The 20,864-nt window shown below is 68.5% G+C and carries 17 protein-coding genes; 4 read left to right on the top strand and 13 right to left on the bottom strand.

Features of this window, described 5'->3' with window-relative positions:
- Nucleotides 1–23: 23 nt before the first annotated feature.
- Together xylF and xylA are read right to left on the bottom strand one after the other, a co-directional pair.
- Nucleotides 24–1,052: a D-xylose ABC transporter substrate-binding protein gene (gene xylF / locus BG61_RS03940; protein ID WP_035935198.1), complete on the bottom strand. Its 1,029-nt coding sequence runs from the start codon at nucleotides 1,050–1,052 to the stop codon at nucleotides 24–26.
- Nucleotides 1,053–1,290: 238 nt separating this feature from the next.
- Nucleotides 1,291–2,607 (bottom strand): xylose isomerase, encoded by a 1,317-nt coding sequence (xylA, locus tag BG61_RS03935; RefSeq protein ID WP_035935196.1) that lies wholly within the window; start codon nucleotides 2,605–2,607, stop codon nucleotides 1,291–1,293.
- A gap of 293 nt (nucleotides 2,608–2,900) precedes the next feature.
- Here xylA and BG61_RS03930 point away from each other — a divergent pair, with 293 nt between their 5' ends.
- Together BG61_RS03930 and BG61_RS03925 are read left to right on the top strand one after the other, a co-directional pair.
- Nucleotides 2,901–4,109 carry a XylR family transcriptional regulator gene (locus BG61_RS03930; RefSeq protein ID WP_035935195.1) on the top strand — a complete coding sequence of 403 codons (1,209 nt, stop codon included), beginning with the start codon at nucleotides 2,901–2,903 and terminating at the stop codon, nucleotides 4,107–4,109.
- Nucleotides 4,110–4,132: 23 nt separating this feature from the next.
- Entirely contained in the window at nucleotides 4,133–5,224 is a 1,092-nt protein-coding gene (locus tag BG61_RS03925; RefSeq protein WP_035935192.1) for an aldose epimerase family protein, read from the top strand.
- Here BG61_RS03925 and BG61_RS03920 read toward each other — a convergent pair.
- Together BG61_RS03920 and BG61_RS03915 are read right to left on the bottom strand one after the other, a co-directional pair.
- Entirely contained in the window at nucleotides 5,221–6,564 is a 1,344-nt protein-coding gene (locus BG61_RS03920) for a cytochrome P450 (protein ID WP_063740956.1), read from the bottom strand. The genes BG61_RS03925 and BG61_RS03920 overlap by 4 nt on opposite strands.
- A 93-nt stretch (nucleotides 6,565–6,657) precedes the next feature.
- On the bottom strand, nucleotides 6,658–8,175 hold the full coding sequence (locus BG61_RS03915; RefSeq protein WP_035935190.1) for a xylulokinase: 1,518 nt from the start codon (nucleotides 8,173–8,175) through the stop codon (nucleotides 6,658–6,660).
- 261 nt (nucleotides 8,176–8,436) lie between these two features.
- On the opposite strand from BG61_RS03915, the gene BG61_RS03910 reads away from it, so the two are divergent.
- Nucleotides 8,437–9,492: a putative 2-dehydropantoate 2-reductase gene (locus BG61_RS03910; RefSeq protein WP_063740952.1), complete on the top strand. Its 1,056-nt coding sequence runs from the start codon at nucleotides 8,437–8,439 to the stop codon at nucleotides 9,490–9,492.
- Nucleotides 9,493–9,574: 82 nt separating this feature from the next.
- Complete coding sequence (gene tam, locus BG61_RS03905) at nucleotides 9,575–10,345, top strand: trans-aconitate 2-methyltransferase (protein ID WP_035935466.1); 771 nt, start codon at nucleotides 9,575–9,577, stop codon at nucleotides 10,343–10,345.
- Between the two features lie 118 nt (nucleotides 10,346–10,463).
- On the opposite strand, the gene hmuQ is transcribed toward tam, so the two are convergent.
- The 9 genes from hmuQ to BG61_RS03860 all read right to left on the bottom strand — a co-directional run bounded on the left by hmuQ (nucleotide 10,464) and on the right by BG61_RS03860 (nucleotide 20,864).
- The gene (gene hmuQ / locus BG61_RS03900) at nucleotides 10,464–10,778 is read right to left on the bottom strand and encodes a heme-degrading protein HmuQ (RefSeq protein WP_035935188.1); all 315 of its coding nucleotides are present in this window, start codon (nucleotides 10,776–10,778) and stop codon (nucleotides 10,464–10,466) included.
- An 89-nt stretch (nucleotides 10,779–10,867) separates the two neighbouring features.
- Nucleotides 10,868–11,986: a response regulator gene (locus tag BG61_RS03895; RefSeq protein WP_035935185.1), complete on the bottom strand. Its 1,119-nt coding sequence runs from the start codon at nucleotides 11,984–11,986 to the stop codon at nucleotides 10,868–10,870.
- A gap of 30 nt (nucleotides 11,987–12,016) precedes the next feature.
- A complete protein-coding gene (cheB, locus tag BG61_RS03890) occupies nucleotides 12,017–13,027 on the bottom strand; it encodes a chemotaxis response regulator protein-glutamate methylesterase (protein ID WP_035935182.1) in 1,011 nt (336 codons plus the stop codon).
- Between the two features lie 121 nt (nucleotides 13,028–13,148).
- A complete protein-coding gene (locus tag BG61_RS03885; protein WP_035935181.1) occupies nucleotides 13,149–15,461 on the bottom strand; it encodes a hybrid sensor histidine kinase/response regulator in 2,313 nt (770 codons plus the stop codon).
- Nucleotides 15,458–16,231, bottom strand: a complete 774-nt coding sequence (locus BG61_RS03880) for a chemotaxis protein CheW (protein WP_035935178.1) — start codon at nucleotides 16,229–16,231, stop codon at nucleotides 15,458–15,460. The genes BG61_RS03885 and BG61_RS03880 overlap by 4 nt, the downstream gene beginning before the upstream one ends.
- Nucleotides 16,224–17,810 carry a CheR family methyltransferase gene (locus BG61_RS03875; RefSeq protein ID WP_035935175.1) on the bottom strand — a complete coding sequence of 529 codons (1,587 nt, stop codon included), beginning with the start codon at nucleotides 17,808–17,810 and terminating at the stop codon, nucleotides 16,224–16,226. Before BG61_RS03875 ends, BG61_RS03880 begins: the two co-directional genes overlap by 8 nt.
- Nucleotides 17,807–18,274, bottom strand: a complete 468-nt coding sequence (locus tag BG61_RS03870) for a chemotaxis protein CheW (protein WP_035935173.1) — start codon at nucleotides 18,272–18,274, stop codon at nucleotides 17,807–17,809. Before BG61_RS03870 ends, BG61_RS03875 begins: the two co-directional genes overlap by 4 nt.
- Before the next feature lie 27 nt (nucleotides 18,275–18,301).
- Nucleotides 18,302–19,927 (bottom strand): methyl-accepting chemotaxis protein, encoded by a 1,626-nt coding sequence (locus tag BG61_RS03865; RefSeq protein WP_035935463.1) that lies wholly within the window; start codon nucleotides 19,925–19,927, stop codon nucleotides 18,302–18,304.
- Nucleotides 19,928–20,465: 538 nt separating this feature from the next.
- Nucleotides 20,466–20,864, bottom strand: coding sequence for a hypothetical protein (locus BG61_RS03860; RefSeq protein WP_232256318.1), 399 nt, complete (start codon nucleotides 20,862–20,864; stop codon nucleotides 20,466–20,468).

Genomic DNA, 20,864 nt, shown 5'->3' with positions numbered 1-20,864 from the left:
CAGTCGTCCTGCTGCGCCGCCGCTCAATTGCCGGCCAGTTGCGCCTGCGTGTAGAAGCCGTCCTTGATGACGATGTCGACATTGCCCTTCGTGAGGAGCGTCGGCTGGAGCAGCACGGTGTCGACCTGCTTCTTGCCGTTGTCGTATTTCGCGTTGAACTTCGGCGGCTGGCCCTTCGCGAGATCGACGGCAAGCTGCGCCGCCTCGCCCGCGATCAGCTTGAGCGGCTTGTAGACGGTCATCGTCTGCGTGCCCGCGACGAGGCGCTTGACCGCCGCGAGATCGGCGTCCTGTCCGGAGACGGGCACCTTGCCCGCCATCTTCTGCGCGGCGAGCGCCTGGATCGCGCCGCCCGCGGTGCCGTCGTTCGACGCGACGATCGCATCGATCTTGTTGTTGTTCGCGGTGAGCGCGTCCTCGGTGATGCGCAGCGCGGTCGCCGCGCTCCACTCGGGCACCCACTGCTGGCCGACGACCTTCACGTCGCCGCGGTCGATCGCGGGCTTCAGTATCTTCATCTGGCCTTCGCGCAGCATCTTCGCGTTGTTGTCGGTGGGCGCGCCGCCCAGCAGGAAGTAGTTGCCCTTCGGCTGCGCGTTGAAGACGCCCTGCGCCTGCAGTTCGCCGACCTTCTCGTTATCGAAGGAGATATAGGCATCCACGTCCGCATCGAGGATCAGGCGGTCGTACGACACGACCTTGATGCCCGCCTTGTGCGCTTCGGCCACCACGTTGCCGAGCGTCTTCGAATTGAACGGCACGATCACGATCACGTCGACGCCGCGCGAAATGAGGTTCTCGATCTGCGAGATCTGCCGCGCTTCGCTCGCATCGGCCGATTGCACCGAGACCTTCGCGCCGAGCTTCGTCGCGGCGGCGACGAAGTAGTCGCGGTCGCGCGACCAGCGCTCGACGCGCAGATCGTCGATACAGAAGCCGATCTCGGGCTTATCCTTGCTCGCGTGAGCAAGCGGCGACATCATCGTCAGGCTGGCGAGCGTCGCTGCGCACACGAGCGAACTCAATACCGTACGGCGCATTGCAGATTTCATGTCTCACTCCTTTTTATGGTTGGCTGCCGGCGCGGTCCCAATATGCGAGAGAGATGGACCGCCGGCGGAACCTACGGGTGCGCCGCGAATCCGTGTTCGCGGTCGTCGGTTTTAAAAGCTGGGGCTCCTGCGATTTGGTCAAGAGCGTGTGCTGCGAACGCCCGCGCCGCAATTGCGAAATTGACGGCTTCACGTGATGTTTTTTGCGGGCCGGGCGGCGCAGCACGAAACCGGAGCGCTATCCGTAGATGGCCCGGTTGACGATGTTCTCCAGCCGCTCCTGCTGCCCGCTCACGTGACGCGGGGCGATCTCGCGGGCGGCGGCATCGGCGGCGAGCGACTCCAGCGAGTAACCGCCCGCGAGCACCTTGCGCCCGAAGTCCGACTCCCAGCCCGCATAGCGCGCCGCCTTGAGCTTCGCGAGCTGGTCATTTTCGACGAGCTTCGCCGCGCGTTCGAGCGCGACCGCGATCACGTCGATCGCGCCGATATGGCCGTGCAGCAGGTCTTCCGGATCGATGCTCTGGCGGCGCACCTTCGCGTCGAAGTTCATCCCGCCCGTCGTGAAGCCGCCGTGCCGGAGAATCTCGTAGAACGCGAGCGTCAGTTCCTCCACGCTGTTCGGGAACTGGTCCGTGTCCCAGCCGTTCTGCGGGTCGCCGCGATTCGCGTCGATGCTGCCGAACACGCCGAGCGCGATGGCGCTCGCGATCTCATGATGAAACGAATGCCCCGCGAGCGTCGCGTGATTCGCTTCGATGTTCACGCGAATCTCGTCCTGCAGCCCGAATTGCGTGAGAAAGCCGTGGACGGTCGCGACATCGTAGTCGTACTGGTGCTTGGTCGGCTCCTGCGGCTTGGGCTCGATGAGAAGCGCGCCCTTGAAGCCGATCTTGTGCTTGTGCTCGACCACCATCGCAAGGAAGCGGCCGAGCTGCTCGCGCTCGCGCTTCAGGTCCGTGTTGAGCAGCGTGTCGTACCCTTCGCGTCCGCCCCACAGCACGTAGTTGTCGCCCTTCAGGCGCTGGGTGGCTTCGAGCGCTTCGCGCACCTGCGTCGCCGCGAACGCGAACACGTCCGGATTCGGGTTGGTGGCCGCGCCCGCCGCATAGCGCGGATGGGAAAACAGGTTCGCCGTGCCCCACAGGAGCTTCACGCCCGTCCCCTCCTGCTTGCGCGCGAGGTAGTCGCTCATCTTCCTGAAATTGCTCACATAGTGGCGAATGCCGTCGCCTTCGGGTGCGACGTCCGTGTCGTGGAAGGTATAGAACGGCGTGCCGAGCTTCGCGAACAGTTCGAACGCGGCGTCAGCCTTGAGATGTGCGAGTTCGAGCGCATCGCCCGCTCCTTGCCACGGCCGTTCGAACGTGCCCGCGCCGAACATGTCGCCGCCCGGCCAGACGAGCGTGTGCCAGTAGCAGACGGCGAGGCGCAGGTGATCCTCCATGCGCTTGCCGAGCACGAGCTTGTCGCGGTCGTAGTGCCGGTAGGCGAACGGGCTGTCCGCCTGCGGACCTTCGTAGCGGACAGCGGGCAAATGTTCGATGCAGGACATGCGCGTCTCCTTTTGTTTGTGCTGATGTGTACCGGCCCGGCGCACGCCGGTTCGGCCATGAAGTGACGCCATGCTGCCAGCTTGCGGCGGGCGGCGGCAATTGCGAAATCCGCCAGCGCCGATGGTGATTCTTGCCGTCGGCGAAAATCGGCTGGCGGGGCACGGCGCGCCCGGCCTAGAATAGGCCGGACGCTTAAAACAGGGCCCGGCTGCGAGAAGCACGCAGCGGCCGCATACGGAGACGACGGAGCCTCGCGGCCTTTCGCGGCGCGGCGCATCGTTCAGACGAGTCGATGACAAGACATCAAGCCGCTCAACGCACGCACCGGATCGCGCTGCTCTTCAACGCGAACAAGGTGTACGACCGCGAGATCATTACCGGCATCGGAAAGTACCTGCTGTCCACGCGCGTGGCATGGGACCTCTTTCTCGAAGAGGACTTTCGCGCCCGCCTCAACGGCATCGAGCGCTTCGAGGGCGACGGCATCATCGCCGACTTCGACGACCCCGCCGTGAGCGATGCGCTCAGCGACTGCCCGCTGCCGGTGGTCGCCGTGGGTTCGTCGTACGAGGACGAGTCGCGCTATCCCGCGAGCCTGCCGTACATCGCCACCGATAACCCCAAGCTCGTCACGCTGGCGTACACGCATCTGATCGGCGCGGGGCTGCAGCGCTTCGCGCTCTACAGCCTGCCCGAATCGCCCGAGAACCGCTGGGCGCAGGAACGCGAGCAGGCGTTCAAAACGATCCTCGCCGCCGACGGGCTCGAAGCCGACATCCATCGCGGCCTGCCGACGAGCGCGCCCGTCTGGAACCAGGCGAGCGCGCAGCTCACGTCGTGGCTCCAGAGCCTGCCGAAGCCGGTCGGCGTGATCGCGGTCACGGATGCCCGCGCGCGCCACCTGCTGCAGGCGTGCCTCATTTCAGGCATCGCCGTGCCGGAGGAAGTCGCGATCATCGGCATCGACAACGATCCGCTCACGCGCTCGCTCACCCGCATTCCGCTGTCGTCGGTGATCCAGGGCACGGAGGAAATGGGGCGCACGGCCGCCCACCTGCTGCACCAGATGCTGGGAGGCGCGCGCTTCGCCGGGCGGCGCATCCTCGTGCCGCCTGTCGGCATCAACGTGCTGGAATCGACGCGGCATCAGCCCGTGTCGAGCCCGTACGTGATGCGCGCGCGCCACTACATCCGGCAATACGGCTGCCAGGGCATCAAGACGGAACAGGTGGCGGATTACGTGGGCGTTTCGCGCTCGTCGCTGGAGGAGCACTTCAGGCGCGAACTCGGCTACACCGTGCATCAGGAAATCCTCAATCACAAACTCGATATCGCCAAGCAACTGCTCGCGCGGCATGACATGTCGAGCGCCGAAGTCGCGGTGCGCTGCGGCTTCACGTCGCTGCAATACATGTACGCCGTATTTCGCCGCGAGCTCGACTGCACGCCGCGCGAGTTCCAGGAGCGCCTGCATCGCACGCAGGCGCAGCAACCCGGCTGAAGCCACGCAACCCGATCACGTCCATGAATCTAGCCGACTCGCGGAGCACCGACCTTCCCACCCGCGCACGCGTCACCGCCGAGCGCTGGGGCCACCTGCCGGGCGGCGACGCCGTGCAGCTTTTCACGCTGCGCAACGCGCACGGCATGCGCGTCGCGATCAGCGACCTCGGCGCCACGCTCGTGTCGTGGCATGCGCCCGACCGCGCGGGCCGCATTGCGGACGTATTGCTCGGCCACGACACGCCAGCCGAATACCTGGCGGGCCGCGCGTACTTCGGCGGGACGATCGGACGCTGGGCGAACCGGATCGCCGATGCGCGCTTCACGCTCGACGGCGTCACGTACGCGCTCGACCGCAACGAGGGCGCGAACCATCTGCACGGCGGCGCGGCGGGCTTTCACCGGGCGCTCTGGAGCGCGCGGGAAGCCGACGGCGCGCTCGTCCTGACGCACGAATCGCCCGAAGGCGACGCGGGTTTTCCGGGCGCGCTCGTGGCGACCGTGCGCTACGCACTTGACGACGACGGCACGCTGACGATCGGCTACGAAGCCCGGGCCGATGTGCCCACGCCCGTCAGTCTCACGAATCACGCGTACTTCAACCTGTCGGGCGACGCGGCAGCCGATGCGCCCGACATTCGCGGCCATGTGATCGCCATCGAGGCGGACGCGTACTTCGAAGTCGACGACGCGTTGATTCCGACCGCCCGCAGCGACGTCGCGGGCAACGCGTTCGACTTTCGCGCGGGCGCGCCGATCGGCGCGCGGCTCGACTGGCCCAATGCGCAGCTTGCGCGCGCGGGCGGCTTCGACCATTGCTACGTGCTGCGCGGCAACGGCGGCACCGTGCGCACCGCTGCCGTGCTCTACGACCCCGGCAGCGGACGCGAACTGACGGTCGCGACCGACGCGCACGGCATGCAGTTCTATACGGGCAATTTTCTGGACGGCATCGTCGGGCGCAAGGGCAGGCGCTATCGCAAGCACGCGGCGCTTTGCCTCGAAACCGGCGCGTTCCCGAACCAGGTCAACATGGCCGATGCGGCCGGCGTGGTGTTGAGGCCGGGCGAATGCTACCGGCACACCACGTCGCTGCGCCTGACGACACGCTAGCCTCGTCTGCGGCGCACGTGGAATGCCGGTGAATGATCGGGGCGCGTAGCGAGATTGGCGACAGGCAGGATCGGGCGCGGCGAAGCGAGCGTCAGCTCGTAGTCGCGAAAGAGCCGCGCGATGACGAAGGTGGCTTCCAGCATCGCGAGCTGCGCGCCGATGCATACGTGCGGCCCGATGCCGAACGGCAGATAGGCGAAGCGGTCAGCGGGCTTCGCGTCGATGAAACGGGCGGGATCGAAGACGTCCGGGCGAGGCCAGTAGTCAGGGTTGCGGTGAATCAGCAGGAACGGCACCAGCACGAGCGATCCCTTCGCGACAGGCGTGCCGGCAATCGTCTGCGCCTGCCCGGCAAGACGCGCCGACATGTACGCGGGCGAATAAAGCCGCAGCGTCTCCTGCACCACCGCCCTTGCCAGCGGCAGCGCGGGCACGCGCGCCGGGTTCGCCTCATCGGGCCATTCGGCGGCGGCGGCCTCGCGCGCCAGTTCCTGCTGCAGCCCCGGAGCCTGCGCGAGCAGCGCGCATGCCCAGAAGAGCGTCAGCGCCGTCGTCTCGTGCCCGCCGATCAGCATCGTCGTCACTTCGTCGACGATCAGCTGGCTGTCCGCTTCGCCGTGGGCGCGGATCAGCATGTCGAACAGGTCGGGCGCGCGCCCCTCTGAACCGGCGCGCCGCCTGCCTTCGACAATGGGCTCCATATACGCCTTCCAGCGCCGGCCAAACGCGGCGCGGCGCCGCGACATGAGCGTCGGCATCCACCCGGGCAACAGGAAGTCGCCGAGCGTCACCTTGCCGAGGTCCGCCGTGTATTCGTTCAGCAAGCTGCGCAGGCCGCTGCCGATGGCGCCCATATCGACGGAGAACATCGCGCTGGCGGCGATATCGAGGCTCAGCAGCTGCATGAACTCCAGCACCTGGAGCGGCATGTCCCGCTGCGCGTCCAGCTTGCGCAATGCGTTCTCCGTGGCGGGCGCGATGTGGACCATCAGCGTGTTCACGTGCTTCGGGGCGAACGCGGGCGCCATCGCGTGACGCTGCTGTCTCCAGGCTTCGCCTTCGCTGGTCGCGAGCCCCTTGCCGATGAGCGGGCCGAGCACGCGCTTTAACGCAGGCACGCGCGCGAACGCCTCGTAGTGGTCGATCATCACATGGCGGATCGCATCGCCCGACGTCGCGACGACGAGCGGCCTCACCGGCATCTCCCGCCTGACGACCGCCTTCTCCAGGAAGCTCAGCGGAAACGCCTCGTACGCATTGCGGCGCACGGCGCGCAGGATGCCGATGCCGCTGATGTCGGCGCGCGCCGACGGCGGCATCGGTGGGATCAGAGCTGCCATATCGATCTGCCATTGAAGTGTGGAAGCGGTGCGATCGACGCGCCCGTGCTGGCGTGCGCCGAATCGCATGGACACAACACTTCGATGGAGGGATTATTCCGCCCGCGACTTCATGAGCGCGCGCCCCAGCGCGACGAGTTCATGCGACACCGGTGCGAGCGCGCGCCCGGTGCGCTCGAAGAGATCGAACAACGGGCGATAGAATGCCGCCCGGTCCGCGTCTGGCTCGTAGCGGCGGGCGATGCGCACGAGGCGCTGCTGCGCATCGGCGAGGGAGGCAAACGCCCCGAGTCCCGTCCACGCGAGCGCGGCGGCCCCGAGAATTCCGGCCTCGGATGACGCCGCGGTGACAATGGGCCGCTCGCAGACATCCGCCTTGATCTGACACCAGACCGGATTCGATGCCCCGCCGCCGCCGAAGCGGATTTCCTGCACCGGCCTGCCGAGCGCCTTTTCGGCGCGGCCCAGTACGAGCCGGTTGTGAAAGGCCACGCCTTCGAGCACCGCCCACGCCATGTCCGCCGCCGTGTGGCCGCGGCCGAGCCCGGCGAACGCGCCGCGCAGGTCGGGGTCCCAGTGCGGCACGCGCTCGCCCTGCAGGTAAGGAAGGAACAGGAGCGGCTGTTCATGCCTTTCGCCGGCGAGGAGCGCAGCGATCGCCTCGCCGACCGGCGGCGCGTTCGCACCGGCGGGGCCGAGCAGCGACAGCAGCCACGCAAGCGTGCCCGCGCCGTTCTGCCCGGGTCCGCCGAGCTGATGCACGCCGCCCCAGTCCAGCGTGACGAGTCCGTCCGCCTCGGCTGGCTCCGCGCTCAGGACGCCGAAGACCTCGGTCGTCCCCGATATGTTGTAGGCATGGCCCGGGCGCAGCGCACCGAGCCCGACGACGGCGCTCCACGTATCGTTCGAGCCGCACAACACGGGAACACCCGCGAGCCGGTTCAGAGGTTCGGGCGCCTCGCCGAGGATGCTTCCGATGCGCTCCCACGGATCGACGATGCGCGGAAGGATCGCGCGCGGCACGCCGATCGCGGTCAGCAGATCCGGCGCAGAAGGCCAGGGTTCCGAGGCCGCGATCAGCCGCGCCATGGAGATGCGGTCGCTCGCTTTCTCGCCGGTCAGGCGGAAGTTCAGATAGTCCTTGGGATCGAGCACGGTCGTGAGGCCGCCGAGCGTGTGCGCCTCGTGGCGATGCAGCCACGCGAGGCGCGCGACGGGATGAAACGCGCTCACCTGTTTCGTTTCGGGATGCGCGCCGGGGAGCCGGCCCGCAAGTTCGCCGAGCATGGCTTCGGCGCGCGCGTCCTGCCATGTCATTGCGGGACGCAAAAGCCGGCCGTCATTGCCGAGCAGCACCTGCGTGCGCGTGATGCCGCATATCGCGACCGCCCGCACCTGCCGGAAGCGCTCCGGCGCATCCGCCGCAAGTTCGCCGGCGACAGCGACAAACGCGCGCCACCAGTCATCGGCATCGACCTCCGACCCGCCACGCGCATCGACGCTTACGGGAACGCTGGCGATCGCACGCTGCGCCAGCACGTCGCCTTCGCGGTCGACGAGCGCGGCGCGCAGACTCGTGCCGCCGAGATCGCAGGCAAGTACGACGCTCATGTCATGTGCGGGGTCAGGTGTATCTGCAAGAAGTTCGGAGCATGCGGCGCAATGCGCTTCGCAGAATAGCACCCGCTGCGAACGCCTTCAGGCACCGGTTCAGCAGGCGCGCGGAAAGTGCCCGGAATAAATGCCCGCCGAGACTGTTCCCTTCAATAAGCACAGCGGCGAACGACCCGGACGCCACGCCCTGCCCCGCGTGGCCTGTCGCGCGCGGCGCGGCGCCTGCAATCGTTTCATGACACTCATCAGCGGAATCACATGGCAAATTCAGACAATCGGATCGGCATCATCGGAGGCGGTGCGATCGGCGGCTTTTACGGCATGATGCTGGCGCGCGCCGGCTTCGACGTGCATTTCCTCCTGCGCAGCGAATACCCGACGGTTGCAGCAAAAGGCTTTCTGATGCACAGCAACGTCTACGGGAACGTGCGGCTCGACAACGTTCAGGCCTACGCCGACGTGCGCGACATGCCGCCATGCGACTGGCTGCTGCTCGGCACGAAGGCGACGGGCAACGCCGACATCGCGCCCGTGATCGCGCGCGCAGCGGCACCCGCTGCGAAGGTGCTCGTCCTGCAAAACGGGCTCGACGTCGAGGCTCAGTTGCGGCCGCTCCTGCCCGCATCGCTGCATCTGCTCGGCTGCCTGTGCTACGTCGCCGTGATGCGCAAGGCGCCCGGCGTGATCGAGCACGTCGCGCTCGGCGACGTTCACCTCGGCTATCACTCCGGACCCGCCGACGGCGGGACGACCCCGCAATCGATTCTCGAAGCAGGCGCGGCGCTCTTCCAGGCGGCGGGAATCAAGGCGAAGGCCGTGCCGGACCTCACCCAGGCGCGCTGGCACAAGCTCGTCTACAACGTCGCCTACAACGGCCTGACGGTCCTCCTCGACGCGGGAACGCACGCGCTGAAGAACAATGCCCACAGCCAGAGCCTCGTGCGCGACATCATGCTCGAGGTCGTTGCCGGCGCCACCCGCAGCGGATATCCGCTGCGGGTGGAAATAGCCGACGAGATTATCGCGCTCGCCGAGAACATGCCGGACTATCTGCCGAGCATGTATCTCGACTACCGCGAGCATCGTCCGATGGAACTGTCCGCCATCTACGAAGCGCCGCTCGCGGCGGTCAAGGCAACCGGCTTTTCGATGCCCAAGGTCGAAGCGCTCCATCAGGCGCTGCGCTTCATCGACGCGCGCAATACGCGTGATGCGCACGACACGCACCAAGCGCGCACCACCGCCCACGCCCCCGGCGCGCTCGCTGCCGGCATGCGGGCGGATGCCCGCGCCGCCGCCGGCCACGACCTATAATCGCAGGCGGGCGGGACCGATCCCGCCTGCGCAGCGCGAGCACCGGCTGCCGCCCGAACCCGAGCCGCCGAGGAGCCGCGCGATGAGCTGGTCTGCCAGTCAGTACGTCAGTTTCGAGAACGAGCGCACGCGGCCCGTGCGCGATCTGCTTGCCGCGGTGCCGGTGGCGGGGGCGCGCTCGGTCGTGGATATCGGGTGCGGCCCGGGGAACTCCACGGAGGTCCTTGCCGCGCGCTTTCCGGGCGCCGCGATCGCCGGCTTCGACAGTTCCCCCGACATGATCGCGGCCGCGCGCAAGCGGCTGCCCGAAGTCCGCTTCGAGCTGTCCGACATCGGGGCGTGGCAGGACCCGGGCCCGTTCGACGTCATTCTGGCGAACGCCGTGCTTCAATGGGTCCCGGACCATGCCGCGCTGTTTCCCGCGCTCATCGCGAAGCTCGCGCCGGGCGGCAGTCTCGCCGTGCAGATGCCGGACAACCTGGAGGAGCCCGCGCACCGGCTGATGCGCGAGATCGCCGAGGACGGGCCGTGGGCCGCCAGGCTCGCCGATGCCGCGCAGGCACGGACCGTCCGGCACGACGCACAGTGGTACTACCGCGAGCTGCGCCCCGCGTGCGCCGCCGTGGACGTGTGGCGCACGACGTACCATCACCCGCTCGCGGGCGGCGCTCACGCGGTGGTCGAGTGGTTCAAGGGCAGCGGCCTGCGCCCGTTTCTGGAGGCGCTCGACGACACCGAACGCGCCGCCTACCTCGAACGCTACGAGACGGCGATCGCGCAGGCGTACCCCGCGCTCGCGGACGGCACGGTGCTGCTGCCCTTCCCGCGGCTCTTCATCGTCGCGACGCGCTAGGCCGTCGATACCCGAAAACGCCGATGCCCTCCGGCGGACCGCGCTGCGGCCCGGCGGAGGGCATCGGCTTTGCCCCGGAACGGTTCCAGCGAGTTCCTGAAAGAGCGGAAACGCCCGTTCACTTCACCGTCTGGATCACCTCGAAGCCTTCGAACTCCGGGTGCCCGAGATACAGCGAGCGGGTTCCGTTCCCGGCATTGCGGTGCGCGGCGCGAAACGCCTCCGACTTCGTCCAGTTCTCGAAGGCCGCCTGGTTCGCCCAGACCGTGTGGCTGGAATACAGGACGTGGTCGTCCTTGCGCGGCCCTTTGAGCAGGTGAAACTCCACGAAGCCCGGCACTTCCTTCAGATGCGTGTCCCGGCTCGTCCAGAGGTTTTCGAACTCGGTCTCGGACCCGAGGGTCACTTTGAAGCGATTCATGGCGATATACATGCTGCGGGCTCCTGTGCCGCGACGCTCGAGCGAAGCGGATTGGGGTTTCAGACCAGCTAACGATTATAGGCCCGCGAGCATTTGCCGGCTCATCCCGCGACGACCCGGTTGCGCCCGTCGCGCTTCGCCTGGTACAGCGCGAGATCGGCGGCCTCGACCAGTTGCTTCGACGGCTCGTCGCCGTGCGGCACCTGCGTCGCCCCGCCGACGCTGATCGTCACGTGGCCGGTCGCCGAGCCGGTGTGCGGCACGTCGAGCGCCGCCACGGCGAGGCGGATCTTTTCCCCGAGCAGGCGCAGGCCGCCGGCCGAGGTCGAGGGCAGCACCACCGCGAACTCCTCGCCGCCGAAGCGCGCGGCGAGATCGGCGGGCCGGTTCAGGCACGTCTCCACCGTATGCGCGACGAGCTTGAGCACATCGTCGCCGGCAACGTGGCCGTAGGTGTCGTTGTAGGACTTGAAGTTGTCGACGTCGATCATCAGGAAGCCGATCGGCGCCCGGTCGCGGACCGCGCGGCGCCATTCGGCGCTCAGGTAGTCGTCAAGGCAGCGCCGGTTCGAGAGGCCCGTCAGGCCGTCCGAGTTCGTGAGCCGCTGCAGTTCGAGATTGGTTTCGAGCAGTTGCTGCTGCGATTGCCTGAGCGCGCGATACGCCTCGTCGCGCTGCAGCAGATTCAGGTACGAACGCGAGTGGTAGCGGATGCGCGCGATCAGCTCGATCGTATCGGGCAGCTTCACCAGATAGTCGTTCGCGCCCGCCGAAAACGCCGCGCTCTTGATGCGCGGCTCCTCCTTCGTGGAAAGCACGATGATCGGGATGTCGCGCGTCGACGCGTTCTCGCGGTACTGCCGCACGAGCGTGAGCCCGTCGACGCCCGGCATCACGAGATCCTGCAGGATCACGGTCGGGCGCGTCTCCTCGGCCACCCGCAGCGCGTCCTCGGGCTTCGTGCAGTAGTGGAAGTCGACGTTCGGCTGATCCGCGAGCGCGCGGCGCACCGCTTCCGCGATGATCGTCTGGTCGTCGACGAGCAGCACCATGATCGGGCATTCGTCGGCGGGCGGCGCGTTCAGCGCGGCGGCGAGCAGGTCGGAAACCGCGCGCTCTTCCGCGACCGCGCGGGTGCCCGCTCGCTCGACGCTCGCCGCCGCCGCGGCGGCGGCACGCTTCGCGCGTTCTGCGAGCGGGTCCGGATTGGGATGTTCCATTGAGGTGTCCTGGTTTCGAATAGGTGTCTTTCAGCGCACGGGGCGCAAGGCGGCGATGAGCGCATCGGCGATGCGCGGCAGCGGCAGGATCGCAACCGCCGCGTTCAGCGCCGCGGCCGCCTTCGGCATGCCGTAGACCGCGCAGGTCGCCTCGTCCTGCGCAATCGTGTGATAGCCCTTCGCGCGCATCGCCTTCAGGCCGATCGCGCCGTCGCGGCCCATGCCCGTGAGCAGCACGCCCACGGCGCGCCCGGTCCAGCGCTCGGCGACGCTCTGAAAGAAGACGTCGACGGAAGGCCGGTACGGCATGTCCGCCGGATGCCGCGTGTAGCCGAGCCGGCGGCTGTCGGAAAAATGCAGGTGATCGTTGGTGGCGGCGAGCAGCACCTCGCCCGGGCGCGGCGAATCGCCTTCGCGCGCCACGCGCACGGGCAGCTTCGACTGCGCGTCGAGCCATTGCGCCATGCCTTCGGCAAACGCCCGGTCGACGTGCTGCACGATGACTGTCGCCGGCGCGAAATCGGCGGGCAGCGCGCCGAGCAGCGTGGCGAGCGCCGCGGGACCGCCCGCCGACGCGCCGATCGCGACGAGCGCCGTGTTGCTCGTCACGCGCGGCACCGCGCTCGCAGGCGGCGGCGCGCACGTGGAGACGAGCCGCGCGCCGATCTGGTCGATCTTCGCGATCAGTGCGGCGATGCCGCGCCGCGCGTCGGCGCCCGCGAGCGCGGGGGTATCGACCGCATCGAGCGCGCCCGCGCCCATCGCCTCGTACACGCGCCACGCGTTCGCGCCGACGTCGATGGTGACGACGAGAATCGCGCACGGCGCGCGCGCCATGATGCGGCGCGTCGCCTCGACGCCGTCGACGTTCGGCATCACGAGGTCCATCAGCACGACGTCGGGGCGCTCTGCGATGCAGTAGTCGAGCGCCTCGGCGCCGTCGCGCGCGACCCACGCGACCTCGAAGTCGGCTCGCGTGGCAAGCGCGCGCCGCAGCGCCTCCACCGCCAGCTGCACATCGTTCACGATGCCGATCTTCATTGCGGTGCCCCTCTCGTGATCGCATCGATCTTCGGTTGCGCAAGAATCGTGCTGGCTGCGCATGCGGCCACGAATGCGGCACGCAGGCCGGACACGCTGAACCCGGACGACGCGGCGGCGCTCACTTCGCCTCCCCGATCAGGTCGCGCACGGCGTCGAGCAGCGTCTGGTCATGAAAGCTGCCCTTCGCGAGATAGTAGTCCGCGCCCGCGTCGAGCCCGCGCTGGCGATCCTCGGCGCGGTCCTTGTACGACACGATCATCACCGGCGTGTTCGCAAGCTGCGCATCGCGCCGGATCAGCGTGACGAGTTCGATGCCGTCGAGGCGCGGCATGTCGATATCCGTCACGACGAGGTCGAAGCGCTCCCCGCGCACCGCGTTCCAGCCGTCCATGCCGTCCACCGCGACCGTCACGTCGTAGCCGCGCGACGCGAGCAGCTTGCGCTCCAGCTCGCGCACGGTCAGCGAATCGTCGACCACCAGCACGCGCTTCGCGCTCTTCTCGGCCGCACGGGCCGCGCCCGCACCCACGCGCCCGAGCTCGCCGCCCGCCACCAGCTTTTCGACGGAGCGCAGCCAGTCGTCGATATCGGCGATCAGGAGCGGGTCGCCGTTTTCCATCAGCGCGCCCGCCGCGATGTTGCGCACCTTGCCGAGCCGCTTGTCGAGCGGCTGCACGACCAGCATCCGCTCGCCGAGAAAGCGGTCCACCACCACGCCGTAGCTCGCGGCGCCCTGCCCGATCACGACCACGTCGAGCGTGTCGCCGCGCGCCTGGAAGGCGCCGGCGTCGAGAATCTGATGCGCGGTGACGAGGCCGATGCGCCGGCCGTCGAAGGAAAAATGCTGCTGGCCTTCCAGCATGTCGATCGCGGCGGCCGGCAGCACGAGCGTGTGCGTGACGTGCGCGAGCGGCAGGCCGTAGGGCTCGCCCGCCACTTCCACGATCAGGCTGCGGATCACCGAGAGCGTCAGCGGCAACTGCAGCAGGAACCGCGTGCACACGCCGGTTTCCTGCGTCACGCGCACGCTTCCGCGCACCTGCCGCACCACGTCCTGCACCGCGTCGAGGCCCACGCCGCGGCCCGATACGTCGGTGACGGCATCGCGCATCGAAAAGCCGGGCAGGAACAGGAATTCGAGCAGCTCGGCCTCCGAGAGCCGCTCGGCCGTCGCCTCGCTCGCGAGCTTCCTGTTCACGACAGTGCGGCGCAGCGCGCCGATGTCGATGCCGCCTCCGTCGTCGGTCACGCTGATGAAGAGCGCGCCCGCGCTGTGGCGCGCCTCCAGCGTGATCGTGCCCTCGGGCGGCTTGCCGCGCGCGCGGCGCACCCCGGGCGGCTCGATGCCGTGATCGGCGGCGTTGCGCAGCAGATGGCCGAGCGGGCCGTCGAGCAGATCGAGGATGTCGCGGTCCACCTGCGTCGTTTCACCGACGATCACGAGCCGCGCCTCCTTGCCGAGCGAGCGCGCGACGTCGCGCACCATGCGCGCGAAGCCGCCCGTCGCGTCGACGAACGGGCGCATCCGGCATTCGAGCGCTTCGTCGTAAAGCTGCTGCGACAGGTGCGTCGAGCGGCGGTCGTAGTTTTCGAGTTCCGCGAGACGCTCGTTCAGTTGCCGGTGCGCTTCGGCGGTGAGGCGGCGCACTTCGTCGAGTGCGGCGTGGGCGCGCAGGCCGAGCGCGTGGCCGGGCGCGTCGTCGAGTGTTTCATGCAGGACGTCGAGCGCGCGGCTCGCGTCGCGCTGGATGCGCTTCACGCGCAGCATCGACTGGGCGAACGGCTTGAGCCAGCGCGATTCGACGAGCGATTCGCCCGAATGGCTCAGCAGGCGGTCGAGCGTATCGGCGCGCACGCGCAGCATGCGGGCTTCGCCGGGGCGCGCGGCGGGCGAACTGCGATCCGCGGCGGCCGGCTCCGGCACATCGGGCACATCTGGCACATCGAGCGCGGCAGAGCCAGGCGGGGCCGGATCGTCCACCACGGAGAGCGCCGCGTCCTCGAGCACGAGTTCGCGCGACAGTTGCGCATCGTGTGGCCGCGTGCCGCGCATGCGCGCCTCGAGCGCGCCGACGAAACCGTCGACATTGTCCTGCGCGGCCGCGCTGCGCCCCTCGCCGATCGCAACGATCAGGTCGACGCCGCGCAGCAGCAGGTCGATGTAGCCCGCATCCAGCGTGAGGCGCCCTTCCTGCGCGGCGACGAAGCAGTCCTCCATCACGTGCGCGAGCGTCACGCCCACCGGCACGCCGACGATCCGCGCCGCGCCCTTCAGCGAATGCGCGGCGCGCATGCAGGCTTCGAGCGTGTCGGGCGCGCGCGGCGCGCGTTCGAGCGCGAGCAGGCCGTCGGACAGAATCTGCGCCTGCGTGCGCGCCTCCTCGCGAAACAGTTCGAGCAGCGAATCCTGTGCTTCGTCGCCGGCGCTCATGTCAGGCTCCGGTTGAGGGTGTCGAACAATTTTCCGGCGTCGAGCAGGCCGACCGTGCGGCCCTTGTAGCCGACCACCGCGTGCGCGTGCGACGCGGACCGGTGCGCGAGCGTGGCCGGCACTGGCTGCAAGGCCGCGCGCGCGAAGCGATGCACGCCGTCGACGGCATCGGCGGGAAAAGCGATCGGGCCCTCGCCGTCGGCCCGGTCGCCGCCCGGCCGCTCGATGACGAGCAGCCGCCCGAGTTCGCGGGCGTCGACCGCGAACGCCGCGCGCCCGCCCGGCGCCTGCGACGGCAGAATCTCCTGCGCGCGCTCGATGCCGAACAGCCGCGCGAGCGACGCGCACACGAGCAGCTCGCCGCGCACGTTCACGACGCCGAGCACCGACCGGTGACGCCGGTGCGGCAGCGAATGGATCGGCCGCAGTTGCGCGACCTGGCGGAAGATCGCGGTCGGCAGCCCGAGCCATTCGTCGCCGACACGGAACACGAGGCACGACAGTGACTGCTCGTCCTCGCGCGCGCCGCGTTCCGCTGACAATCCGCGCGGGTCGGCTTCCGGCTTCGCGCCGGCGGCGAACGCAACCGCAGTACCCGCGCGATCGAGCACGCGGGCCGCCGCCGCATCGTGCACCGGGCAGTTTCGGCAATGCACGTAGTCGGCGAGCCGCGGACACGAGCCGTCGCCGCGCACGCCGATCCGGTTCCAGCAATCGTCGATCGCCTCGGGGTGCGCGGCATCGAAAGCGCCTCGCGCTTCGTCATTCATCGCGGCCTCCGTGCTTCACGACACGGTCGGCACGCGCGAGCAGCAGGCGCGCGCCGGCTTCGTCGCCGTCGAGTTCGAGGACGGCCGCAAGGTGCGTGAGGGCCTCGCGGTGCGCCGGGTCGAGATAGAGCGCGCGCTTGTAGTGCGTGCGGGCTTCGGGCGTGACGCCGCGTGCGTCCGCGATCAGGCCAAGCAGGTAGTACGCGCTCGCGCTCGACGGATGCGCTGCGAGATAGGCGCGCGCCGCCACGGCGGCGGCGTCGAGGTTCCCGGCGTCGGCGAGGGTATGCGCCTCGTCGAGGTTCCTTGCCAGTGGGCCTCGCCCCAATGGCGCAGGAGCGGGAGCGGCAGACGCCGCCGGCGGAACGCTCACCGTGCGCGGCGCGAACGCGGCGGCGGGCGTCCGTCCCGGCGCGCCGCCGGAGACGTCGACGGTGGCGGCCAGCCGCACGTGCGCGAGACTTTCCCCCGCCGCGCCAGCGGGCAACCGGCCGCCGACGTTCGGCACGCGAACCTGCGCAAGCGCCGCGAGGCGGGTGGTGTCGAATGCCGACGTCGCGAAGGCTTGCGCTGGCGGAACGCTGCCGGGCGGCACGGGGAACGCCACGCGCGCATCCGTCACTGCCGCCGTTGCCGTCGCCGTCGCGGTCGCCGCTGTCGCAGCGAAGTGCGCCATGAACGCGCCACCCGCCGCCCATGCGTGGCGCACCGCCTTCGCGGAAGGATCGCTGCCATCGCGCGTCCGGTGAAACGCGAAGGCAAGCGCAATCTTCGCGGAAGTCATGCCCTCGCGCATCAGCAAGCCCGTCTCCGCCGGTCCGACGAAGAGCGTGCCGTCGTCGGCAAGCAGGCGCTCCAGCACGTCGAGCGCGGCGTGCTGCGTATCGCGGTCGAAATAGATCAGCACGTTGCGGCAGAACACGAAGTCGAAGCGCTCGAATGCATACGGATCGAGTTGCAGCAGGTTCGCCTGCGCGAATCGCACACGGGCCGCCACCTCGGGGCCGAGCCGCCAGCCGTCGGCCGCCCGCTCGAAGTGGCGGTCCCGGAACGCGAGCGCATGGCCGCGAAACGCGTTGCGCCCGTAGTGCGCATGCCGTGCGCGGGCGAGCGCGGTTTCGCTCACGTCGAGCGCATCGATCGAAAAGCGTTCGGGCGCGATGCCCGCGTCGATCATCGCCATCGCCGCCGAATACGGCTCCTCGCCGGACGAGCACGGCACGCTCAACACCCGCACGGGCTTGCCCGGACGGTCGAGCAGCTTCACCTTCGCGAGCCGCGCGAGCGCGGCGAACGCCTCGGCGTCGCGGAAAAACCATGTCTCCGGCACGACGACCGCTTCGATCAGGTCCTGCAGACGCTGCGCTTCGGCGTTGACGGCGTGCCAGTAGTCGTCGAGCGTCGCGCCCGCCTGCCCGTGATCGCGCCACGCGGCAAAGCGCTCGCGCACGGCGCGCTCGATCGCGCTCGCGCCGATCGACGCGGCATCGAGCCCGATCGTCCGGTGCAGCAGGCCGACGAAACGCGCAATCGACGCGTGATCGGCGTGCAGGTCGGGGACGCGGGTCAGGAAGCTCATGCGGCGCTCGCGGTGAAAAGCTGCGCCTGCACGCCGGCGGGCAGCAGATGTTCGACGCGCACCCATTGTGCGAGGCCGTGCGCATCGTGCGCGACGGGGCCGAGATAGCGCGCGTGCGGCGTGTCGATGCCCGGGTCGCGAAACGCGCGGGCATCGAACGACACGGTGCGCGTCGCCTGCTCGACGAGGAGGCCGAGGCGCCGCGGCACGACGCCGTCCGGCGTGGCGTGCGGATAGTGGACGAGCGCGAGCCTGGTCGAAAGCCGCTCGCGCGAGCGGACCCCGAGCGCGAGCGCGGACAGGTCCATCACCGGCACGGGCTCGCCGCCGTAGTCGAAAAGGCCCGCCACCCACGGCGGCATGCCCGGCAGCGACTTGAGCGGCGCGAGCGGCAGCATGCGCTCGATCTGCGCGCTGTCGAGCAGGTAGCGTTCGGCGCCGAGCGTGAACTGGACGAAAAGCATGCCGCGCCCGTCAGGAGGCAAGAACGGTCATGTCGCGACCTTGAAGCGCGACACGCCCGTGCGCAGGCCGTTGGCGACGTGCGTCAGGTCCTCGATCGCCTGCGACGACTGGCGCAGCGACTCCGCCGTCTGCTGCGCCGCCTCCGACAGCTGTGCGAGGCCCTGCGTGATCTGGTCGGCGCCCGTCGCCTGCGTCTGCATGCCTTCGCTCACCATCACGAAGCGCGGCGCGAGCGCCTGAACCTGCTGGATGATCTGCGAGAGCTGGCCGCCCACGTGCTGCACGTCGAGCATGCCGCGCCGCACTTCCTCGCTGAACTTGTCCATACCCATCACGCCCGCCGCCACCGCGGACTGGATCTCCTTCACCATCTGCTCGATGTCGAGCGTCGCCACGGCGGTCTGGTCGGCGAGGCGCCGGATCTCGGTCGCGACGACCGAAAAGCCGCGCCCGTATTCGCCCGCCTTCTCCGCCTCGATCGCGGCGTTGAGCGAAAGCAGGTTCGTCTGGTCGGCGACCTTGGTGATGGTAGCGACGACCTGGTTGATGTTGCTCGCCTTCTCGTTGAGGATCGCGAGCTTGCCGTTCACCGACCCGGCCGCCTCCATCACGAGCCGCATGGTTTCCTCCATGCGCGTGAGCCCCACGTGTCCGGTGCCCGCGAGCGCCGCCGACTGCTCCGCCACGCTCGACACCTCGTTCATCGTGCGGGCGAGGTCGCGCGAGGTCGCGAAAATCTCGCGCGAGGTCGCGCCGATTTCGGTCGTGGTCGCGGCGGTCTCGCTGGCGGTCGCCTGCTGCTCCTTCGCGGTGGCCGCGATTTCCGACACCGAGGTCGTCACCTGCACCGCCGATTTCTGCGCCTGGCCGACGAGGCCCGTCAACTCGTCCGTCATGCGGTTGAACCCCGCTTCGAGCGTGGCGAACTCGTCCTGGCGGTTCAGGTCGAGCCGCTGCGTCAGGTCGCCGGTGCGCATCCTGTCGACCACGTCGACGAGGCGATGCATCGGCACCGTCACCGCCCTGAGCAGCACGTAGCCGAGCACGGCGGCGGCGGCAATCGCAACCAGCATGATGACGAGCAGCGTGATTTCGGACTTGCGCACCGATTCGCGGATGCTCGCCACGGATTTGTCGGCATAGCTCTTGTTGTGGTCGACGAGCGTGCGTACGTTGCCGCGCCCCGTTTCCCAGACCGGCGTGAGTTTCGTGTTGAAGGTGGCGGCCGCGGCTTCCTTCGACGTGTCGAGCTCGCGCAGGATCTGCGCCTGAATCGGCACGTACAGCTCGCGCTGCTGCTTGAACTGGTTGAAGAGCTGGCGGTCGCGTTCCTCGAAGATGGTCGAGCCGTACGTCGCAATCAGCTTGTCGAGCGTGTCGCGCGTCTCGCCGATGCGCTGCGCGTCGCGCTGCATCGCCTCGGGCGCCGTGTCGATGAAGACGAGCCGCTGCGTCACCGTGTAGTTCTCGAACCATGCGGCGCGGATGTCGGTGGCGAGATCGAACCCGGGCATCGAGTCTTCCTGGAGGCTGTTCGCATCCTGGTCGATGCCGTTCATCAGGATGTACGAGAACACCGCCATCACGAGCATCAGCGACAGGATGAGGCCGAAGCTCGCAAGGATTCGCTGCCGAATGGTCAACTGCTTCACGCGTGCGCCTTTTTTGAATTGGAAGAGACAGGACCGCGCGAAGCGCGACAATTTCGAGACTATAAATCAGACGGATGCCCCCGGCACGTCTGGCGTCGAGGCAATTTCGGGATGCGTCGGGGGCACGCGACGGTCGCCGGGGGCGGGAGCGCCGCCGCGGGCGGGAGCTGTGCACGCATCTCGCAAGAGCGCGCCCCTCGCGGCATTGTCGCCATGAAGGCTACAAATTTACCGATATTCCGCGATTTATCGCCTCGATGGCGAAAGTGGCACGATCCGCGCCGAGCGGTGTTCACCCAGCGCGTTCGAGGCGCCAACAACAGCGTGATGAATGAGGCGCCGGGCCGCGACCCGCGCCCGGCAGCCACGCGCCGCATGGGGCGGATAACTCGGAGGGACAGCGCAGAGGTTCAAGCATTGCAAAAAATGCTCGACTGCGGCGAGTGTCGGAGTTCGCAGGTCCAGGTCCGACGTTAATGCGGATCGGCACCGGAAATCCGGAACATCCACGGCGCCCCTTTTCCCGAAACAGACGTTATCAATTGCCGTCCCGCGTGGCCCCTGCTCCGAAGGCTTTGAGTTGCCTGACATCGGCTACCTGATAGAACAGCGCAAGATACCTGCTTCCCTTCGGTGGAAAAGCGGCGACAAAGGCAGAGCGGACAAAGGCGGCGCTTCCCTGTGCAGCGCTTTCCACGACACACAGGTACTGGCGCGGCCCCTCACGCAAGACTGCATAGAACGCAAGTGACGGCGATTCGATACGTTCTGCCTTGAACGCACCAAGCGCCGTCGCAGTCCTGATGTAGCCACGATACCGGCCGGCAAATACGAAGTCGTTGCTGCCACGTTTGCTCGTGGCGTATCCCACCTTGACCGCGACGCTCCTGGCCGTCGGAGTGAAGATTTCATAGCCCGGAACAGAGTGCTCGTCCAC

This window comes from Caballeronia glathei (genome assembly GCF_000698595.1).
In the GTDB taxonomy this organism is placed as follows: domain Bacteria; phylum Pseudomonadota; class Gammaproteobacteria; order Burkholderiales; family Burkholderiaceae; genus Caballeronia; species Caballeronia glathei.
Note: the sequence above shows the minus strand (reverse complement) of the source record. Positions and strands in the feature narration are given on the sequence as shown.